We start from the raw sequence: 13,697 nt of genomic DNA on the forward strand, positions 1-13,697 counted from the left end.
ATCGCAGACGGGACGGCCGAACGGCGCTCTTCCGAATGGACCGATCAGCTGTTACCGCTGCTGAGTCGCGCGGCCTTCGGTCCGCTCCTCGGGCTCGCGCCCCGGACGGTGCTGTCGCTGCCGAGACCGGACTGTAGTGATCGTCGCGGTGGCGTCGTATTCACGTCCGGTGAACAGGCGGAGTGCGGTCTCGGCCCGGCTGGACGTTCGGGGCCGGCGACGGGCTCGGGGCCGGACCTCGGATCACTGAGGCGGTGCCCGTGCGTCGGCTCCTTCGTCATCGGCCGCGTGCTGTCGTGATCACCACTGGGACGACGGCCAGCGCCAGGATTCCGCCGCCCAAGGTCAGGAGAGGGTAGCCGGCGGTGGCCATGACGAGACCAGAGGCCATGCCGCCGGTCGCGCCCGCGACGGCGATGGAGACGTCGACCAGGCCCTGAGTCCTGGCGCGGGTGGCCGGCGGTACGGTCTCGGTGATGATCGCGGTGCCGGTGACGAGGCCGAGATTCCAGCCCAGGCCCAGCAGGGCCAGGGCGACCGCGTACGGGGCGACGGATTCGCCCGGGGCGGTGGCCGCGACGATTCCGGCGGCGAGCATGGCCAGCGCCGAGGCGGTGGCCGCCATGAGGCGGCCGTGACGGTCGACGAGCCAGCCCGTCATGGGTGAGGGCAGGTACATCGCGCCGATGTGGATGGCGATGACGAGGCCGGAGGCGGCGGCGCCGTGGCCGTTGCCGTGCATGTGCACGGGTGTCATCGTCATGATCGCGACCATGACGAGCTGGGTGAAGACCATGACCAGCGTGCCGGCCAGCACGCCGGAACCGCGCACTTCCGGGTGCGGCCGGTCCGGTTCCGCGGGCGGCGTGGCGGCGCGGGACAGGAGCAGCGGGTCGGGGCGCAGCCAGACGATCAGGATCAGGGCGGCGGTCGCGTATGCGGCGCCGGCGAGCAGGAAGGGCCCCGCCAGGTAGGGGATGCCGAGGAAGCGAGCGAGGTCGCCGGTGGCGGAGGCGAGGTTGGGGCCGGCCACCCCGCCCACAGTGGTGGCGACCAGCACGGTGGACACGGCACGGGCACGGTGGGCGGGGGCCGCCAGGTCGGCTCCGGCGTAGCGGGCCTGCAGGTTGGTGGCGGTGCCCGCGCCGTAGACGAACATCGCGGCGAACAGCAGTACGGGCTCGCCCGCGACGGCTGCGGCGATGACGCCCGCGCTGCCGACCGCGCCGGCCAGGTAGCCGGCGGCGAGGCCGGGGCGCCGGCCGCGCGCGTCGGAGAGGCGCCCCACGGCGACGGCCGCCAGCGCGGAGCCGACCGTGGACAGCGCGCTCAGCATGCCGGCGAGGCTGGTGGAGCCGAGCATGTCCTGCGCGAGCAGGGCGCCGACGGTCACGCCCGCCGCCAGCCCGGCCCCGCTGAGGACCTGGGCGGCGACCAGGACGGTCAGGACGCGGCGCTGCGGCTGAAGGCGCGGGGGGTCCGCGGTCCGGGCAGGCAGGCTGTTCCTCATGTGAGGTCGCCCAGGTCCAGGTGGCCGGCCAGGCCGGCGGCGGTGAAGGCGGCCACCAGCTCGTCCCGGCCCTCGGTGAAGTGGGCCCAGCCGTCGTAATGGACGGGGACGACGCGGCGGGCGCCGAGGATCGTGCACGCTTCGGCGGCCTGCGCGCTGTCGAGGACGATCAGCGCGCCGTCGAACAGGACGGAGAAGCGGGGAGCCCCGGCGAAGAGGATCGCGGTGTCGACCGGGCCGAAGCGTTCGGCGATCTGCCTGACCGCGTCGAGCGAGGCGTTGTCGCCGCTGACGTAGACCGTGGGCAGGCCCTCACCGGTCAGGACGAATCCGACGACCTGGCCGGTGATCTGCTCGACCTCCTCCCGGGCGCCGGGCCCGTGGACGGCGGGTACGCCGGTGACGGTGACCGTGCCGCCTCCTGGGCGGTCCACGGTGATCGGCTCCCAGTCGGCCAGGCCCCTGGCCCCGTTCCCCAGGCGTCGCCCGCCGCCGGGCGTGGTGAGGGTGAGGGGGATGTCGGCGAGCAGGGCCCGGCCGGAGCGGTCGAGGTTGTCGGGGTGCTCGTCGTGCGAGAGCAGGACCACATCGACGCGGCCGAGGTCGGCCGGCACGGCGGCGGGAGGCGCCGTCTTCGTCAGCCCGCCGCCGGGCACCTGGTAGTCGCCGGGGGCGTCGAAGGTCGGATCGGTCAGGAAGCGCAGCCCGCCGTACTCGAACAGGGCGGTCGGGCCGCCGAGGACGCGGACGGGGATGTGGGCGGCGGTGGTGCCGGGCATAGGAATGACCTCACGGATGAGAAGGGGTTTATCCGTGAATGACGGTAGTGGTGTCTCACGGATGAATGCAAGCCGTACCATGAGAGCTATGAGCGAGCCCCTGACCGTCGAGTCTGTGCTGCCGCCCGCGCCCGGCGCGGACGACTACCTCGCCCTCGACTTCGTCAACAGCGCGATCGCGCTGCCCGGAGGGCACTTCGTCGACCTCCTCGGCACACCGGGGGCGACCAACCGGTGGCTCACGGAGCGCGGCCTCGCCCCCGAGGATGCCGGGGTCCAGGAGATGTGCGCGGCGCAGTTGCGCTCGCTGCGCGAGCACCTCAGGGTCCTGTTCGCCGCCCGGGCCGGTGGCCTGCCCGTCTTGCCCGCGGCCTTGTCCGCCGTCAACGACGCGCTGAGCAGGGCTCCTTCCGCCGCCCTGCTGTACTGGGACGACAAACGCGGCCCCTATCGCACCGCGCCGTGCCCCACGAACGAGATCCTCGACCGCGCGCTCGCGACACTCGCGGCCAACGCGGCCGACCTGCTCACCGGCCCCGACGCCGACCGCCTGACCCCGTGCGGTTCCACCCCCTGCAACCGTTACCTGCTGCGCCACGGCCGCCGCCATTGGTGCTCCGTCCGCTGCGGCGACCGCGCCCGCGCCGCGCGCGCCTACGCCCGCCGCACCCGGCCGGAGGCGGACTGACCCGGCACGGGTGCGAGCCGTTCGTCGATCACGGCCTGGAAGTGCCGGCAGCCGGCGAGATCCTCGTGGTCGCACTCCAGCGCGCAGTCGATCAGCTCCAGCGACGCCTGTGCCTGGGCGATGCGTCTCACCAAATCGGCGCGCCGACGCCTGAAGACCTCCCGCCGGGCCGCCGCATCGCTCGTGGTCGTCATCTCCCTGATGTCCTCGAGGCTGAAGCCGGCCTCCTTGGCGCGCAGTATCACGGCGATCCGATAGAGGTCCGACCGGTCGTAACGACGGCGCTCACCCTCCACGCGGGCGGGCGACAGGAGCCCCATCGACTCCCAGTGCCTGAGGACATGCGTGGCCAGGCCGAACCGGGCCGCGACCGTCCCGATGGTCATCGACGCGCTTGACTTCATGCCGACATTAAGTCGGATGCTGGGCCGCATGTCGAACACCACCGAGCTCATCAGGCTGCTGGACGCCGCCGACACCCTTCCCGGAGCGCGTGCCCTGCGCTCCCGCTCGTACGACCTCCTGCGCGTCGAGCCGGGAGCCATCGCCGTCGACGTGGGATGCGGGGCCGGCCGGGCCGTCGCCGAGCTGATCGAGCGGAAGGCCGTAGCGATCGGCGTCGACATGGACCCCGAAATGGTCGCCGCGGCGCGAGATCGATGGCCAGGAGCGGACTTCCGGGTCGGAGACGCCTACGACCTGCCTCTGAAGGCGGGCGAAGTGGCCGCGTACCGGGCGGACAAGGTCTTCCACGACCTGGCCGATGCCGAACGCGCTCTACGCGAGGCCGCCCGCGTACTCGCCACCGGGGGCCGGATCGTCCTCGTCGGCCAGGACTGGGACACCTTCGTCATCGACTCGGACGATCCACAGCTGACCCGGACCATCGTGCGGACGCGTGCCGACCTGACGGCCAACCCCCGCGCCGCCCGCCGCTACCGCAACCTCCTGCTGGACACCGGCTACCAGGACGTCGAAGTCGAGGTGCACACCGGAGTCTTCACCGAAGGCACGATGCTTCCCATGCTCACGGGCATCGCCCATGCGGCCCGGACCGCGGGAGCCATCTCACCGGAGCAGCACGATGCCTGGGTGGCCGAGCAGTCGCAACGGGCCCGCCAGGGGCGGCTGTTTCTCGCCCTCCCCCTCTTCATGGCCTCGGCCACCTGGACCGGGAACAGCGTCGGCGGCTGACCCTGCTCAAGGACTACGGGCTGAACCTGGTCACCCGCGTCATGGGCCTGCTCGCCGCCGCCATGGCCGTACAGCGCGTCGCGGGCGCACTCCAGCACCGGGCTCACCGGGGCCTCGCCTGACCTCCTGTGCTGTGCGCTGTCGCGAGGGCGCGGCGTCTCCGAGGGAGACGAGGTGATCCGCCCGGGCATCGTCCACGGGCGTGGCGGCGGGATTTCGGCGCTTGCAGTGCCTGGCATCCCGGCGGAGCCGGTCCGCAGGGGGCGGCCCGGCTCCGGGGTTCGGGCGTCACATCGGGGTCAGACGCGGCTCCACTTCTGGTTGGCGCCGCCGTTGCACGTCCAGATCTGGACCTTGGTGCCGTTGGCCGTGCCGGCGCCGGCGACGTCCAGGCACTTGTTCGCCCCGAGAGCGGTGATGGTGCCGTCGGCGTTGAGACGCCACTTCTGGTTGTTCTGCCCGTTGCAGTCCCAGATGATCACCGCCGTGCCGTCCGCCGTACCGGCACCGTTCACGTCCAGGCACTTGCCGCCGTACACCCGCAGCTCACCGGCACCGGTCGACGTCCACTGCTGGCTGGACCGGCCGTCGCAGTCCCAGATCTGCGCCTGCGCGCCGTTCGCCTGGGAGGCACCGGTGACATTCAGACAGCGGCCCGATCCCACCCCGCGCAGCGCGCTCGTGCTGCCCGAGGGGCCGCCCTGCCCGACTCCCTTGCCCGCGAAGGTGAGGGAGTCGACGTCGAAGGCGTTCGCCGACGGCGCCTTGAAGACGACGAAGACGTCGCGGGTGCCACCGGGGTCGGTGACCCGCACCGCGGGCAGGGACACGTAGGTGTTCCATCCCCCGGTCGCCGGCACGGGGCTGGAGGCGATGAGCGCCCCGGTCGGCGAGCCGGCGCGCAGCTCGATGGACGCCCCGGTGTTGGACGGCGCCGAGACGCGGAAGGACACCGTGTCGATTCCGGACAGGTTGACCGGGGTGAAGGAGACCCAGTCGTTGTTCGAGATGTCACCGATCCGCCTGCCGCCCTCGGCACCGGGCTCGTCGACGACGCGGATCCCGGACGAGCCGGTGAAGTGCTCGGCCTGCTTGTGCTTGGGCTGCAGGGTGACGCCGGTGCTGCCCTTCAGGCCGCCCTGGTCGGTGTAGTCGGCGGACAGGACGTAATAGACGTTGGCGGCCTCGTCATGGCCGGACGCGGTGGTCGTGACCGTGCCGGAGCAACCGGTGTACTGACCGGTGTCATGGGCGTGCTGGTCGTGGCCGAGCGCGGTGATCACGTTGACCTTGGTGCAGTCGACGGCGCCGTCCTCGGGATCGGTGACGTTCACCGTGTAGGCCACCTGGTCGCCGAAGTCGATGAACCCGCCGTCGGGCGGAGCCGAGAAAACGACCTTGGGACGGGTGTTGCCGACGCTGACGGCCAGAGTGGTGCCGCCCGTCTTCCCGCCGGAGTCGCGTACGGTCAGCTTGACGGTGTAGGTGCCGTTGGCGGTGTAGGTGTGGGACGGGTTGGCGCTGGTGGAGGTGCCGCCGTCGCCGAAGTCCCACGCGTAGGTGATCGCGTCGCCGTCCGGGTCGGACGACCCCGCCGAGGAGAACGTCACGGCCAGCGGCGCGGCGCCCGAGTCGGGGGCGGCGCTCGCCCTGGCGACGGGAGCGCGGTTCCCGGCCACGTAGTCGACCCGGTAGACGCCGTCGTCGGTGTTGTCGTGGCCGAAGCCGTTGCCCCAGTCGGCGTAGTACAGGGCCCCGTCGGGGCCGAACTTCATGTCGATGGGCGCGTGCGGAGCCAGCTGCGCGACGAACGGATTGATCTTCAGGAGGTTGCCGGAGCCGTCGAGGCGGAACTCCTTGACGACGTTGCGGCTCCACTCGTAGAAGAACGGCGTCTTGTCGAAGTACTCCGGGAACCTGCGGTCCGAGGTGCCGGCCGCGTCGTAGTGGTAGAACGGCCCGCCCATCGGGGCCGCGCCGCCGCAGCAGTCGATCTCCGGGAACTCGGCCGAGGCGTGGTAGTTGTACCAGACCGTTGCGGGCTTGGCCGCGGGCAGGCTGGTCAGCCCGGTGTTGTTGGGCGAGTCGTTGACCGGCGCCGAGCAGCTGAACTTCGCGCCGGAGGTGTTGGTGGCGAAGTTGAAGTCGTTGAACGGGATGTTGTTGCCGACGCAGTACGGCCAGCCGTAGAAGCCCGGCTGCTTGATCAGGTTCCATTCCACGGTGCCCTCCGGGCCGCGGTTGGGGTTCGCGCCGCCCGCGTCGGGGCCGTAGTCACCCACCGAGATCCAGCCGGTGTCCTTGTCGACCGCGAAGCGGAACGGGTTGCGGAAGCCCATCGCGTAGATCTCGGGACGCGTCTTGGCGGTGCCGGACGGGAAGAGGTTGCCCGGCGGGATCGTGTAGGTACCGTCGGATTCGGGATGGATGCGGAGGATCTTGCCGCGCAGGTCGTTGGTGTTGGCCGCGGAACGCTGGGCGTCGTAGTGCTCCCTGCCGGGCCGTTCGTCGATCGGTGCGTAACCGCTGGAGCCGTTCGGATTGGTGTCGTCGCCGGGCCCGATGTACAGGTTGCCGCCCGGACCGAAGGCGAGATAACCGCCGGTGTGGCCCGGCTCGTCGACGTTGCGGTACGCCGGAACTTCGATGATCTTCTTCTCGCTGGCCAGGTCGAGGCCGGTGCCGTTGAAGGTGAACCGCGACACCCGGTTCACCTCACCCCCGTTGGACGGCGAGTAGTTGAGGTAGACCCAGCCGTTCGTGGCGAAGCCGGGATCCAGCGCCAGCCCGACCCCGCCGTCCTCGCCGCCGTCGTACACCGGCAGCGTGCCGATGACCCGCCTGGCCCCGCCGTTGGCGGGGATCATGTTCACCTTGCCCGACCGCGAGATGTAGAAGACCCTGCCGTCGGCGGCCACGTCCAGCTCCATCGGCTGGTCCGGCGCCCCGTCGAGCGTCACCTTCTGGAACCGGGCCGCGACCGTGCCGCCGCAGTCGCCCTGCGCCGCGCCCGCCGCCCACGTCACCGCGCCCAGCAGGTGCTGCTTGAACAGCGGCTCCGAATAGGAGGACGCCTGGTGGCCCATCGCGGTGGCCCACACCCGGCCGCCCTCCGGGTTGTGACACCAGGAGATCGGGTGGTCGGCGCCCATCCTGTTCGGCCCCGCGTCATAGGTCGTCTCGTCCGCGGTGACCAGCACGTGCACCGAGCCGCGCAGGTTCTTGTCGAAGTTGTACCACTCCTCCGTACGGACCCACCGATCCGGTAGCCCCTTCGTGGAGGGGTGCGCCTTGTCGGCCACCTTGGCGGTGCCCTGCAGCGTCGCCGAATGGGCGGTCATGTGCGCTCCGGCCAGCACGACCTGGTCCCACCAGGGGAACTGCGCCTCGATGTTCATGTCGGTGGCGTTGTGGACGGCGACGACGCCGTGGCCGCCGCGCACGTACGCCTGGAAGGCCTGACGCTGGGCGTCGTTGTCCCACACCATGCCGTTGGTCTGGAACATGATCACCGCGTCGTAGGTGTCGAGGGTGGCGGTCGTGAAGACGGCCGAGTCCTCGCTGCGGTCGAGCTGGAAGTCGTTGTCGGCCGCCAGCTGCTGGAACATCGCGACACCGGCGGCGATGGAGTCGTGCCGGTAGGCGCCGCCCGCGGTCTCGGTGAACAGCAGCACCTTGAACTGCGCGGCGGCGGCGTGCGCCGCCGGCGGTGGCGCACCGAGCCACGTCAGCCATAACAGGGCCGCGGCCAGGGCGGGGAGTAGACGTGATCTTCGCATGGAGGGTCTCCTGGGGGTTTACCGGTGACGGTCGGAGGTGGAGTGCGAAGGCGTGAGCCGTCTCGGCTCGGAGGGGAATCGGTCGGTCAGGTCATGAGGGCGCGGAGGAAGGCGAGACCATCGGTGGCGAGGGCGTCCTGGCTCGGGGCGAGGGGACGCCAGACGGACGCGGCGGTGGCGATGGTCGTGTTGTCGGCGGTGAAGGACTCGATCACGAGCGGGCCGCGGTAGCCCACGTCACGGACGGCCGCGGCGAAGCCCGGCCAGTCGAAGTGGTCGCCGCCGGGGGCGCCGCGGTCGGTCCCGCACACCTGCAGGTGCTCGATCCTGGCGCCCGCCAGCCGTACGGCCCTGAGCGGATCCTTCTCCTCGATGTTCAGGTGGTAGGTGTCGAGGGCGAGCCCGCAGTCCTCCGGAAGGGCTTCGAGCGCCTGCTCGACGGTGTTGATGACGCTGGTCTCGTACCGGTTGAGCGGTTCGACACCGATCCGGATCCCGCGTTCGGCCGCGTAGGCGACGACCGGTTTCAGGTTCTCCCTCAGTTCGGTGTAGACCGCGCGCCGCTCGTCCGGGCTCATCGGCCAGGCCCGGCCGACGGAGGCGTAGGCGGGTCCGCTGACCGCCGGCGCGCCGACGGTCGCCGCCACGTCCACGCAGTGCCGGAGGTACTCCTGGGTCTCCTGGACGAGCCGGGGCGAGGCGCCGACGAGCTCGCGTCCCGGTGGCATCGTGAGCACGACCGACGCGCCGAGGCCGAGCCCGTCCAGGAGGGCGGCCGCCCTGCCCGGGTCCCAGTCGCCGGGGTGCTCGACCGGCAGCTCCACGACGTCGAATCCCCAGGCCGCGATCCGCGGCGCGAGGTCCGCCAGGGACTCGTCGGTGAGCGGCGAGACCCAGACCCACGTGTTGACGCCGATCATGACGTGCCGCCCCACTTCCCGGGGTAGCCGGGCAGATCCTCACAGCCGCACAGGGCGTAGTGCAGGGGCGGCATGCCGGGCTTGAGGTAGGTGGCGAGGTTCTCCTGGGTGACCGTCGGTTGCGGAAGGTTCCAGGCTTTGGGCACCTGCTCACCCTTGAGGATCTTGAGCGCCGCGATGACGGGGGTGCGCCACTGGTACGTCGGGTAGGTCGGGGCGATCGCGGTCAGCTTCGCGTCGTTCCACTTCTTCAGGAAGTCCTGCTGGTCCTCGCCGTTGATCGGCGGCACGGGCAGGCCCGCGTCCTCGAACGCCTCGACGGCCGCGACCGCGGTGGCGCCCGCGTCCATCCAGACTCCGTCGATCCTGCCGTGACGCTGGATGTAGTCGCTGACGATGCTCTTGGTCTTGGCGGCGTCGCCGTCGGTGAACTCCACGCCGACGATGTCCAGGTCGCTCCTGTCGAACGCGACCTTCGCCGCCGACCACCGGGTCTCCAGCACGTCCACGCCGGGCAGGATGCGCAGCGCGAGGATCTTCCCGCCGGACGGCACCTTGTCGATGAGGAACTCGGCCGCCTCGGCGCCGAAGGCGTAGCCGCCGATCGGCTTGATGAAGGTGACCGGGCAGTCGGTCCGGACTCCCCGGTCGAACACGATGACGGGCACCTTCGCGCAGGCCGCGGACACCGCGGGGGTCAGCGTCGCGGTGGTGTTGGGCGAGACGATCAGCACGTCGCAGCCCTTGTCCTGCAGCTCGGCGATGTCGGAGATCTGCTTGTCGTCCTTGCCCTCGGCATCCAGCGCGGTGAAGCGCGTGATCTCCTTGTGCAGGGCGACCTCCGCCTGCATGGTCTTCCAGCCGACCTGCCGCCAGGGGTTGTCGACGGCGGCGTTGGAGAAGCACAGGTGGTACGGCGCGGCCTTCCTGTACCTGGCGGTGTCGACGAGCTGCGGGGCTATGCTCTGCTCCCACGGCCTGGCCGGCGAACCGGCCGGCTGCGCCCGGCGCATCGCCATCTGGGCGTCGAAGTCGGCCCGCACGAAAAACTTCGACTGCGCTCCGGTGCCGCTGTCCCGCGGACGGCTGGACCCAGCCGGCGCGGCGGAGGCGGAGGGTGGGGGCCGGTCGCTCGTGCACGCGGCCGCCGGCAGTGTCAGCACGGCCAGCGCGGCGGAGGCGAGGAGCCGCCGCGGAGATGAACGCATGGTCTTCCTTCCGTCATGAGGCGGCCACGGCTCTTCGGCGCGGGAGGCTCATGCCGCCCAGCGCCACCGCGGCGATGATGATCACACCCTGTACGGCCGGCTCCAGCGCCCCAGAGACGCCGTACAGATTGAGCAGGGTGAACAGCGCCTCCAGGGTGAAGGCGCCCGCCATCGCGGCGACGACGGAGCCGCGGCCTCCCCCGAGGGCCACGCCGCCCAGCACGACAGCGGTGATGGCCTGGAATTCCAGGCCCTGGCCGACCTGCGCGGACACCCCGGCGAAGCCACCGAGCAGGATCGCGGCGACCGCCGCGGACACTCCGGAGACCATGAACGCCACCGTCCGCACCCGGGCGACGCGGACGCCGGACAGAGCCGCGGCCCGATCGTTGTCACCGGCCGCGATCAGCGTGTGACCGAAGCCGGCCCGCATCGCGCGGATCGCGCAGGCCGCCACCGCGACAAGGACCAGGACCGACCAGGGCACCGGGCCGAGACTCCCCCGGCCCAGCTCCCGGAACTGCGGGGAAAGGGCGCCCCGGGGCGCGCCGCCCGTCCACAGGAAGATCGCCCCGGACAGGATCAGCAGCATGCCGAGTGTCGAGATGAACGACGGGACCCGGAGCAGCGTGGTGACGACCCCGTTGACCAGCCCGACGAGCAGCCCGAGCACGACCAGCAGGACCAGCACGGGCCAGGTCGCCTCCGCCGACCCGTCGAGCAGCCGGGCGGCGATCACCACCTCGGCCGTGACGAGCGAGCCGACCGACAGGTCGAACTCGCCGGACACGATGACGAAGTACTGCCCGGCGGCGAGGATCACCAGCGGCGCGGCCCTCTTGACGAAGGCGAGGAGGGCGGGCGGCTCCAGGAAATACGGGTGGGCCACCGCGATCGCCCCCAGCAGCCCGGCCAGCACCACGAAGATCGGCAGCGCGCGTCTCATGCGGTCCGCCTCCTGAGCGCGTGGATGGCCAAGGCCGCCACCAGGACCACGCCCCGCACGACGTCCTTGGCGAAGGAGTTGACCTCGAGCTGGTTGAAGATGCTGTCGAGGACGGCCAGGAGCAGGACCCCGCCGACGGTCCCGGCGACCCCGCCGCGGCCTCCGGCCAGAGCCGTCCCGCCGATCACGACCGCGGCGATCGACTCCAGGTCGTATCCGCCGTCGGTCCCGACGGTCGGCGCGCCGGCTCCGAGCCGGGAGGAGAGCAGCAGCCCCGCGATCCCGGCGCAGAGCGAGCAGAGCACGTGGGCGGCGACCACCACCCGCTCGGTACGGACTCCCGACTGCCGCGCGACCTCGGCGTCCCCGCCCACCGCGTAGATCCGGTACCCCAGGCGCGTCCGGCTGAGCAGGAACCAGGCCGACGCCGCCACCGCGGCCCACAGCAGCGCCGACACCGGCAGCGGCCCGATGCGGTCGTACCCGAGATGCTGGAAGGACTCGGGCACGCTGCCCGCCGGCCCGTCGTACCGACTGTCCAGCGCCCCTCTGATGATCAGCGCGACGCCGAGCGTGGCGATGAAGGCATGCACCCGGAGCCGCGTGACGATCAGGCCGTTCACCAGTCCGGCCGTCGCGCTGACCACCAGCACCGCGGCGACCGCGACCGGAACGCCCGCGTCGGCGCCCCCCATGGTCTCGGCGGCGACGAGTGAGGTCAGGCTGATCAGGTAGGCCACCGAGAGGTCCAGGCTCCCGGCCAGGATCACCAGGGTCTGACCGACCGCGACGATGCCCAGGGCCGCCGATCGCTGCTGGATGCCGACGATGTTCTCCTGGCTGAGGAACCGGCCGCCGTCCAGGGCGAACAGCAGCCAGCCCAGCACGATGAGCAGGGCCAGCGCCACGTAGACGGCACGCGCGGGCCGGTCTGCCGACAGGCGCCGCAGGAACGAGCCGCCGGCCGGGACACGCCGCAGCTTCAGCTGCTGGGTCATGACGCGGCCGCCAGCCGCATGACGGCCTCCTCGGTGGAGCCGGCGGGCAGCTCTCCGGCGATGCGGCCGTCCCGCAGCACCACGATGCGATCGCTCATGCCGATGAGCTCGGGGAGCTCGGAAGAGATCATCAGGACGGCCGTCCCGCCGCGGGCGAGTTCGCGGGTCAGTTCGTGGATGGCGGCCTTGGCGCCGACGTCGACGCCACGGGTGGGCTCGTCCAGCAGCAGGACGCGCGGCGCGACCGCCACCCATTTGGCCAGCACGACCTTCTGCTGGTTGCCCCCGGACAGCAGCCGGACCTCCTGCGTGGGCCGGGGCGGACTGAGCCGTACCCGCTCCAGCAGCCGCTCGATCCCAGGCCGGCGCATCCGGGTGGCCCTGGTGACGAGCAGGGCGTTGTCGCGCACCGGCTGGTTCAGCAGCAGCCCTTCGGCCTTGCGGTCCTCGGTGACCAGGCCGATCCCCGCGGCGATCCCCTCGCGGACCGAGCGGGGACGGCAGGGCGTCATCCGGCCGCTGGTGAAGGGCTCCGCGCCGAACAGCGCCTTGGCCAGCTCGGTGCGGCCCGAGCCCTGCAGCCCGGCCACCCCGACGATCTCCCCCGCCCGCAGGTCGAGTTCGATGCCGCGCAGCCTGGCGTTGCCGCCGCCGCGCACGCTCACCATCACCTCTCCGGGCGGTTCCGCCGCACGCGGAGGGTAGTAGGCGTCCAGCTCCCTGCCGACCATCAGGCGGACCAGCGTCGGGCCGTCCACGCTCGAGGCGTCCACGGTGGTGACCCGGGCGCCGTCCTTCAGCACGGTGATCCGGTCGGCGAGATCGAGGATCTCGCGGAGCCGGTGCGAGACGTACAGGACCGCGATGCCGCGCGCGGTGAGCCGCCGCACCAGTGCGTGGAGCAGCTCCGCCTCGTGGTCCGCCAGGGCGGCTGTCGGCTCGTCCATCACCACGATGCGGGCGTTCAGCGACAGCGCCTTGGCGACCTCGACGACCTGCTGTCGCGCGACCGAGAGCCGCCGGACGAGCTCGCGCGGCCCGAACGACTCCTCTCCGAGGGAGTCCAGCAGCTCAGCGGTCGCCGACTCCATCGCGGCCCGGTCGACGAGCCCCCGTCGGACGGGTTCGCGCCCGAGGAGGACGTTCTCGGCGACCGTCCGCTCCGGCAGCAGGCTGAGCTCCTGGTGGATGATCGCCACCCCGGCCCGCTGCGCCTGGCTGGGGTGCCCGAAGACCACGTTGCGACCGTCGATCTCCATGCTCCCCTCGTCCGGCGCGTGCACGCCGGCGAGGATCTTCATGAGCGTCGACTTGCCCGCGCCGTTCTCCCCCACCACCGCGTGCACCTCGCCGGCGGACGCCTCCAGGTCGACTCCGTCGAGGACGCGGACGCCCAGGAAGCTCTTGCCGATGCCGGTCATCTTCAGCACGCGGCCCGCCGGTCGAGAGGTGAGCCCGAGGCTGGGACGGCGGGCGGCATCTCGGTGGTGGAGCCGGCCCGGACGAGTCCGCGCGCCGTCGGAGGTGAGAAGTCGTGCACGGGATCTCCTGACAGGTGGTTGGAGCCCTGATTCGCGCAACGAATCGAATCGATTCGCCATGAAACTAGGTCTGCCCGGCATGGCTGTCAAGCCTGCTTATCGAGGCACATGGGCGACGGCTCTTGCGACTCAGC

General features: G+C 71.6%; 11 protein-coding genes. 2 read left to right on the plus strand and 9 right to left on the minus strand.

Annotation, left to right across the window (positions count from 1 at the left end):
• Window positions 1-277 precede the first annotated feature (277 nt).
• Complete coding sequence (locus AB0H64_RS02230) at window positions 278-1,510, minus strand: MFS transporter (RefSeq protein ID WP_357619112.1); 1,233 nt, start codon at window positions 1,508-1,510, stop codon at window positions 278-280.
• Window positions 1,507-2,289 carry an MBL fold metallo-hydrolase gene (locus AB0H64_RS02235; protein ID WP_357619115.1) on the minus strand — a complete coding sequence of 261 codons (783 nt, stop codon included), beginning with the start codon at window positions 2,287-2,289 and terminating at the stop codon, window positions 1,507-1,509. Before AB0H64_RS02235 ends, AB0H64_RS02230 begins: the two co-directional genes overlap by 4 nt.
• Window positions 2,290-2,377: 88 nt before the next feature.
• Here AB0H64_RS02235 and AB0H64_RS02240 point away from each other — a divergent pair, with 88 nt between their 5' ends.
• Window positions 2,378-2,977 carry an ABATE domain-containing protein gene (locus AB0H64_RS02240; RefSeq protein WP_357619118.1) on the plus strand — a complete coding sequence of 200 codons (600 nt, stop codon included), beginning with the start codon at window positions 2,378-2,380 and terminating at the stop codon, window positions 2,975-2,977.
• Here AB0H64_RS02240 and AB0H64_RS02245 read toward each other — a convergent pair.
• Window positions 2,944-3,381 carry a MerR family transcriptional regulator gene (locus AB0H64_RS02245; protein ID WP_357619121.1) on the minus strand — a complete coding sequence of 146 codons (438 nt, stop codon included), beginning with the start codon at window positions 3,379-3,381 and terminating at the stop codon, window positions 2,944-2,946. The genes AB0H64_RS02240 and AB0H64_RS02245 overlap by 34 nt on opposite strands.
• A gap of 28 nt (window positions 3,382-3,409) precedes the next feature.
• Here AB0H64_RS02245 and AB0H64_RS02250 point away from each other — a divergent pair, with 28 nt between their 5' ends.
• Window positions 3,410-4,171, plus strand: coding sequence for a methyltransferase domain-containing protein (locus AB0H64_RS02250; protein WP_357619124.1), 762 nt, complete (start codon window positions 3,410-3,412; stop codon window positions 4,169-4,171).
• A 299-nt stretch (window positions 4,172-4,470) separates the two neighbouring features.
• Here the strand turns inward: AB0H64_RS02250 and AB0H64_RS02255 are convergent, their stop codons facing one another.
• The 6 genes from AB0H64_RS02255 to AB0H64_RS02280 form a co-directional block, all read right to left on the minus strand.
• Complete coding sequence (locus AB0H64_RS02255; RefSeq protein ID WP_357619126.1) at window positions 4,471-7,950, minus strand: ThuA domain-containing protein; 3,480 nt, start codon at window positions 7,948-7,950, stop codon at window positions 4,471-4,473.
• An 86-nt stretch (window positions 7,951-8,036) separates the two neighbouring features.
• Window positions 8,037-8,870, minus strand: a complete 834-nt coding sequence (locus AB0H64_RS02260) for a sugar phosphate isomerase/epimerase family protein (RefSeq protein ID WP_357619129.1) — start codon at window positions 8,868-8,870, stop codon at window positions 8,037-8,039.
• Window positions 8,867-10,078: a substrate-binding domain-containing protein gene (locus tag AB0H64_RS02265; RefSeq protein ID WP_357619133.1), complete on the minus strand. Its 1,212-nt coding sequence runs from the start codon at window positions 10,076-10,078 to the stop codon at window positions 8,867-8,869. The genes AB0H64_RS02260 and AB0H64_RS02265 overlap by 4 nt, the downstream gene beginning before the upstream one ends.
• 13 nt (window positions 10,079-10,091) lie before the next feature.
• Complete coding sequence (locus AB0H64_RS02270) at window positions 10,092-11,024, minus strand: ABC transporter permease (protein ID WP_357619136.1); 933 nt, start codon at window positions 11,022-11,024, stop codon at window positions 10,092-10,094.
• The gene (locus tag AB0H64_RS02275) at window positions 11,021-12,022 is read right to left on the minus strand and encodes an ABC transporter permease (protein WP_357619139.1); all 1,002 of its coding nucleotides are present in this window, start codon (window positions 12,020-12,022) and stop codon (window positions 11,021-11,023) included. The genes AB0H64_RS02270 and AB0H64_RS02275 overlap by 4 nt, the downstream gene beginning before the upstream one ends.
• Window positions 12,019-13,443: a sugar ABC transporter ATP-binding protein gene (locus AB0H64_RS02280; RefSeq protein WP_357619700.1), complete on the minus strand. Its 1,425-nt coding sequence runs from the start codon at window positions 13,441-13,443 to the stop codon at window positions 12,019-12,021. Before AB0H64_RS02280 ends, AB0H64_RS02275 begins: the two co-directional genes overlap by 4 nt.
• Window positions 13,444-13,697: the final 254 nt, after the last annotated feature.

It is taken from the genome of Nonomuraea sp. NPDC050733 (assembly GCF_040654215.1).
In the GTDB taxonomy this organism is placed as follows: Bacteria; Actinomycetota; Actinomycetes; order Streptosporangiales; family Streptosporangiaceae; genus Nonomuraea.

Bases quoted from the DNA above. Each gene is read 5' to 3' on its own strand.
- AB0H64_RS02230 (WP_357619112.1), bottom strand. From the start codon at position 1,510: ATGAGGAACAGCCTGCCTGCCCGGACCGCGGACCCCCCGCGCCTTCAG.
- AB0H64_RS02235 (WP_357619115.1), bottom strand. From the start codon at position 2,289: ATGCCCGGCACCACCGCCGCCCACATCCCCGTCCGCGTCCTCGGCGGC.
- AB0H64_RS02240 (WP_357619118.1), top strand. From the start codon at position 2,378: ATGAGCGAGCCCCTGACCGTCGAGTCTGTGCTGCCGCCCGCGCCCGGC.
- AB0H64_RS02245 (WP_357619121.1), bottom strand. From the start codon at position 3,381: ATGAAGTCAAGCGCGTCGATGACCATCGGGACGGTCGCGGCCCGGTTC.
- AB0H64_RS02250 (WP_357619124.1), top strand. From the start codon at position 3,410: ATGTCGAACACCACCGAGCTCATCAGGCTGCTGGACGCCGCCGACACC.
- AB0H64_RS02255 (WP_357619126.1), bottom strand. From the start codon at position 7,950: ATGCGAAGATCACGTCTACTCCCCGCCCTGGCCGCGGCCCTGTTATGG.
- AB0H64_RS02260 (WP_357619129.1), bottom strand. From the start codon at position 8,870: ATGATCGGCGTCAACACGTGGGTCTGGGTCTCGCCGCTCACCGACGAG.
- AB0H64_RS02265 (WP_357619133.1), bottom strand. From the start codon at position 10,078: ATGCGTTCATCTCCGCGGCGGCTCCTCGCCTCCGCCGCGCTGGCCGTG.
- AB0H64_RS02270 (WP_357619136.1), bottom strand. From the start codon at position 11,024: ATGAGACGCGCGCTGCCGATCTTCGTGGTGCTGGCCGGGCTGCTGGGG.
- AB0H64_RS02275 (WP_357619139.1), bottom strand. From the start codon at position 12,022: ATGACCCAGCAGCTGAAGCTGCGGCGTGTCCCGGCCGGCGGCTCGTTC.
- AB0H64_RS02280 (WP_357619700.1), bottom strand. From the start codon at position 13,443: ATGACCGGCATCGGCAAGAGCTTCCTGGGCGTCCGCGTCCTCGACGGA.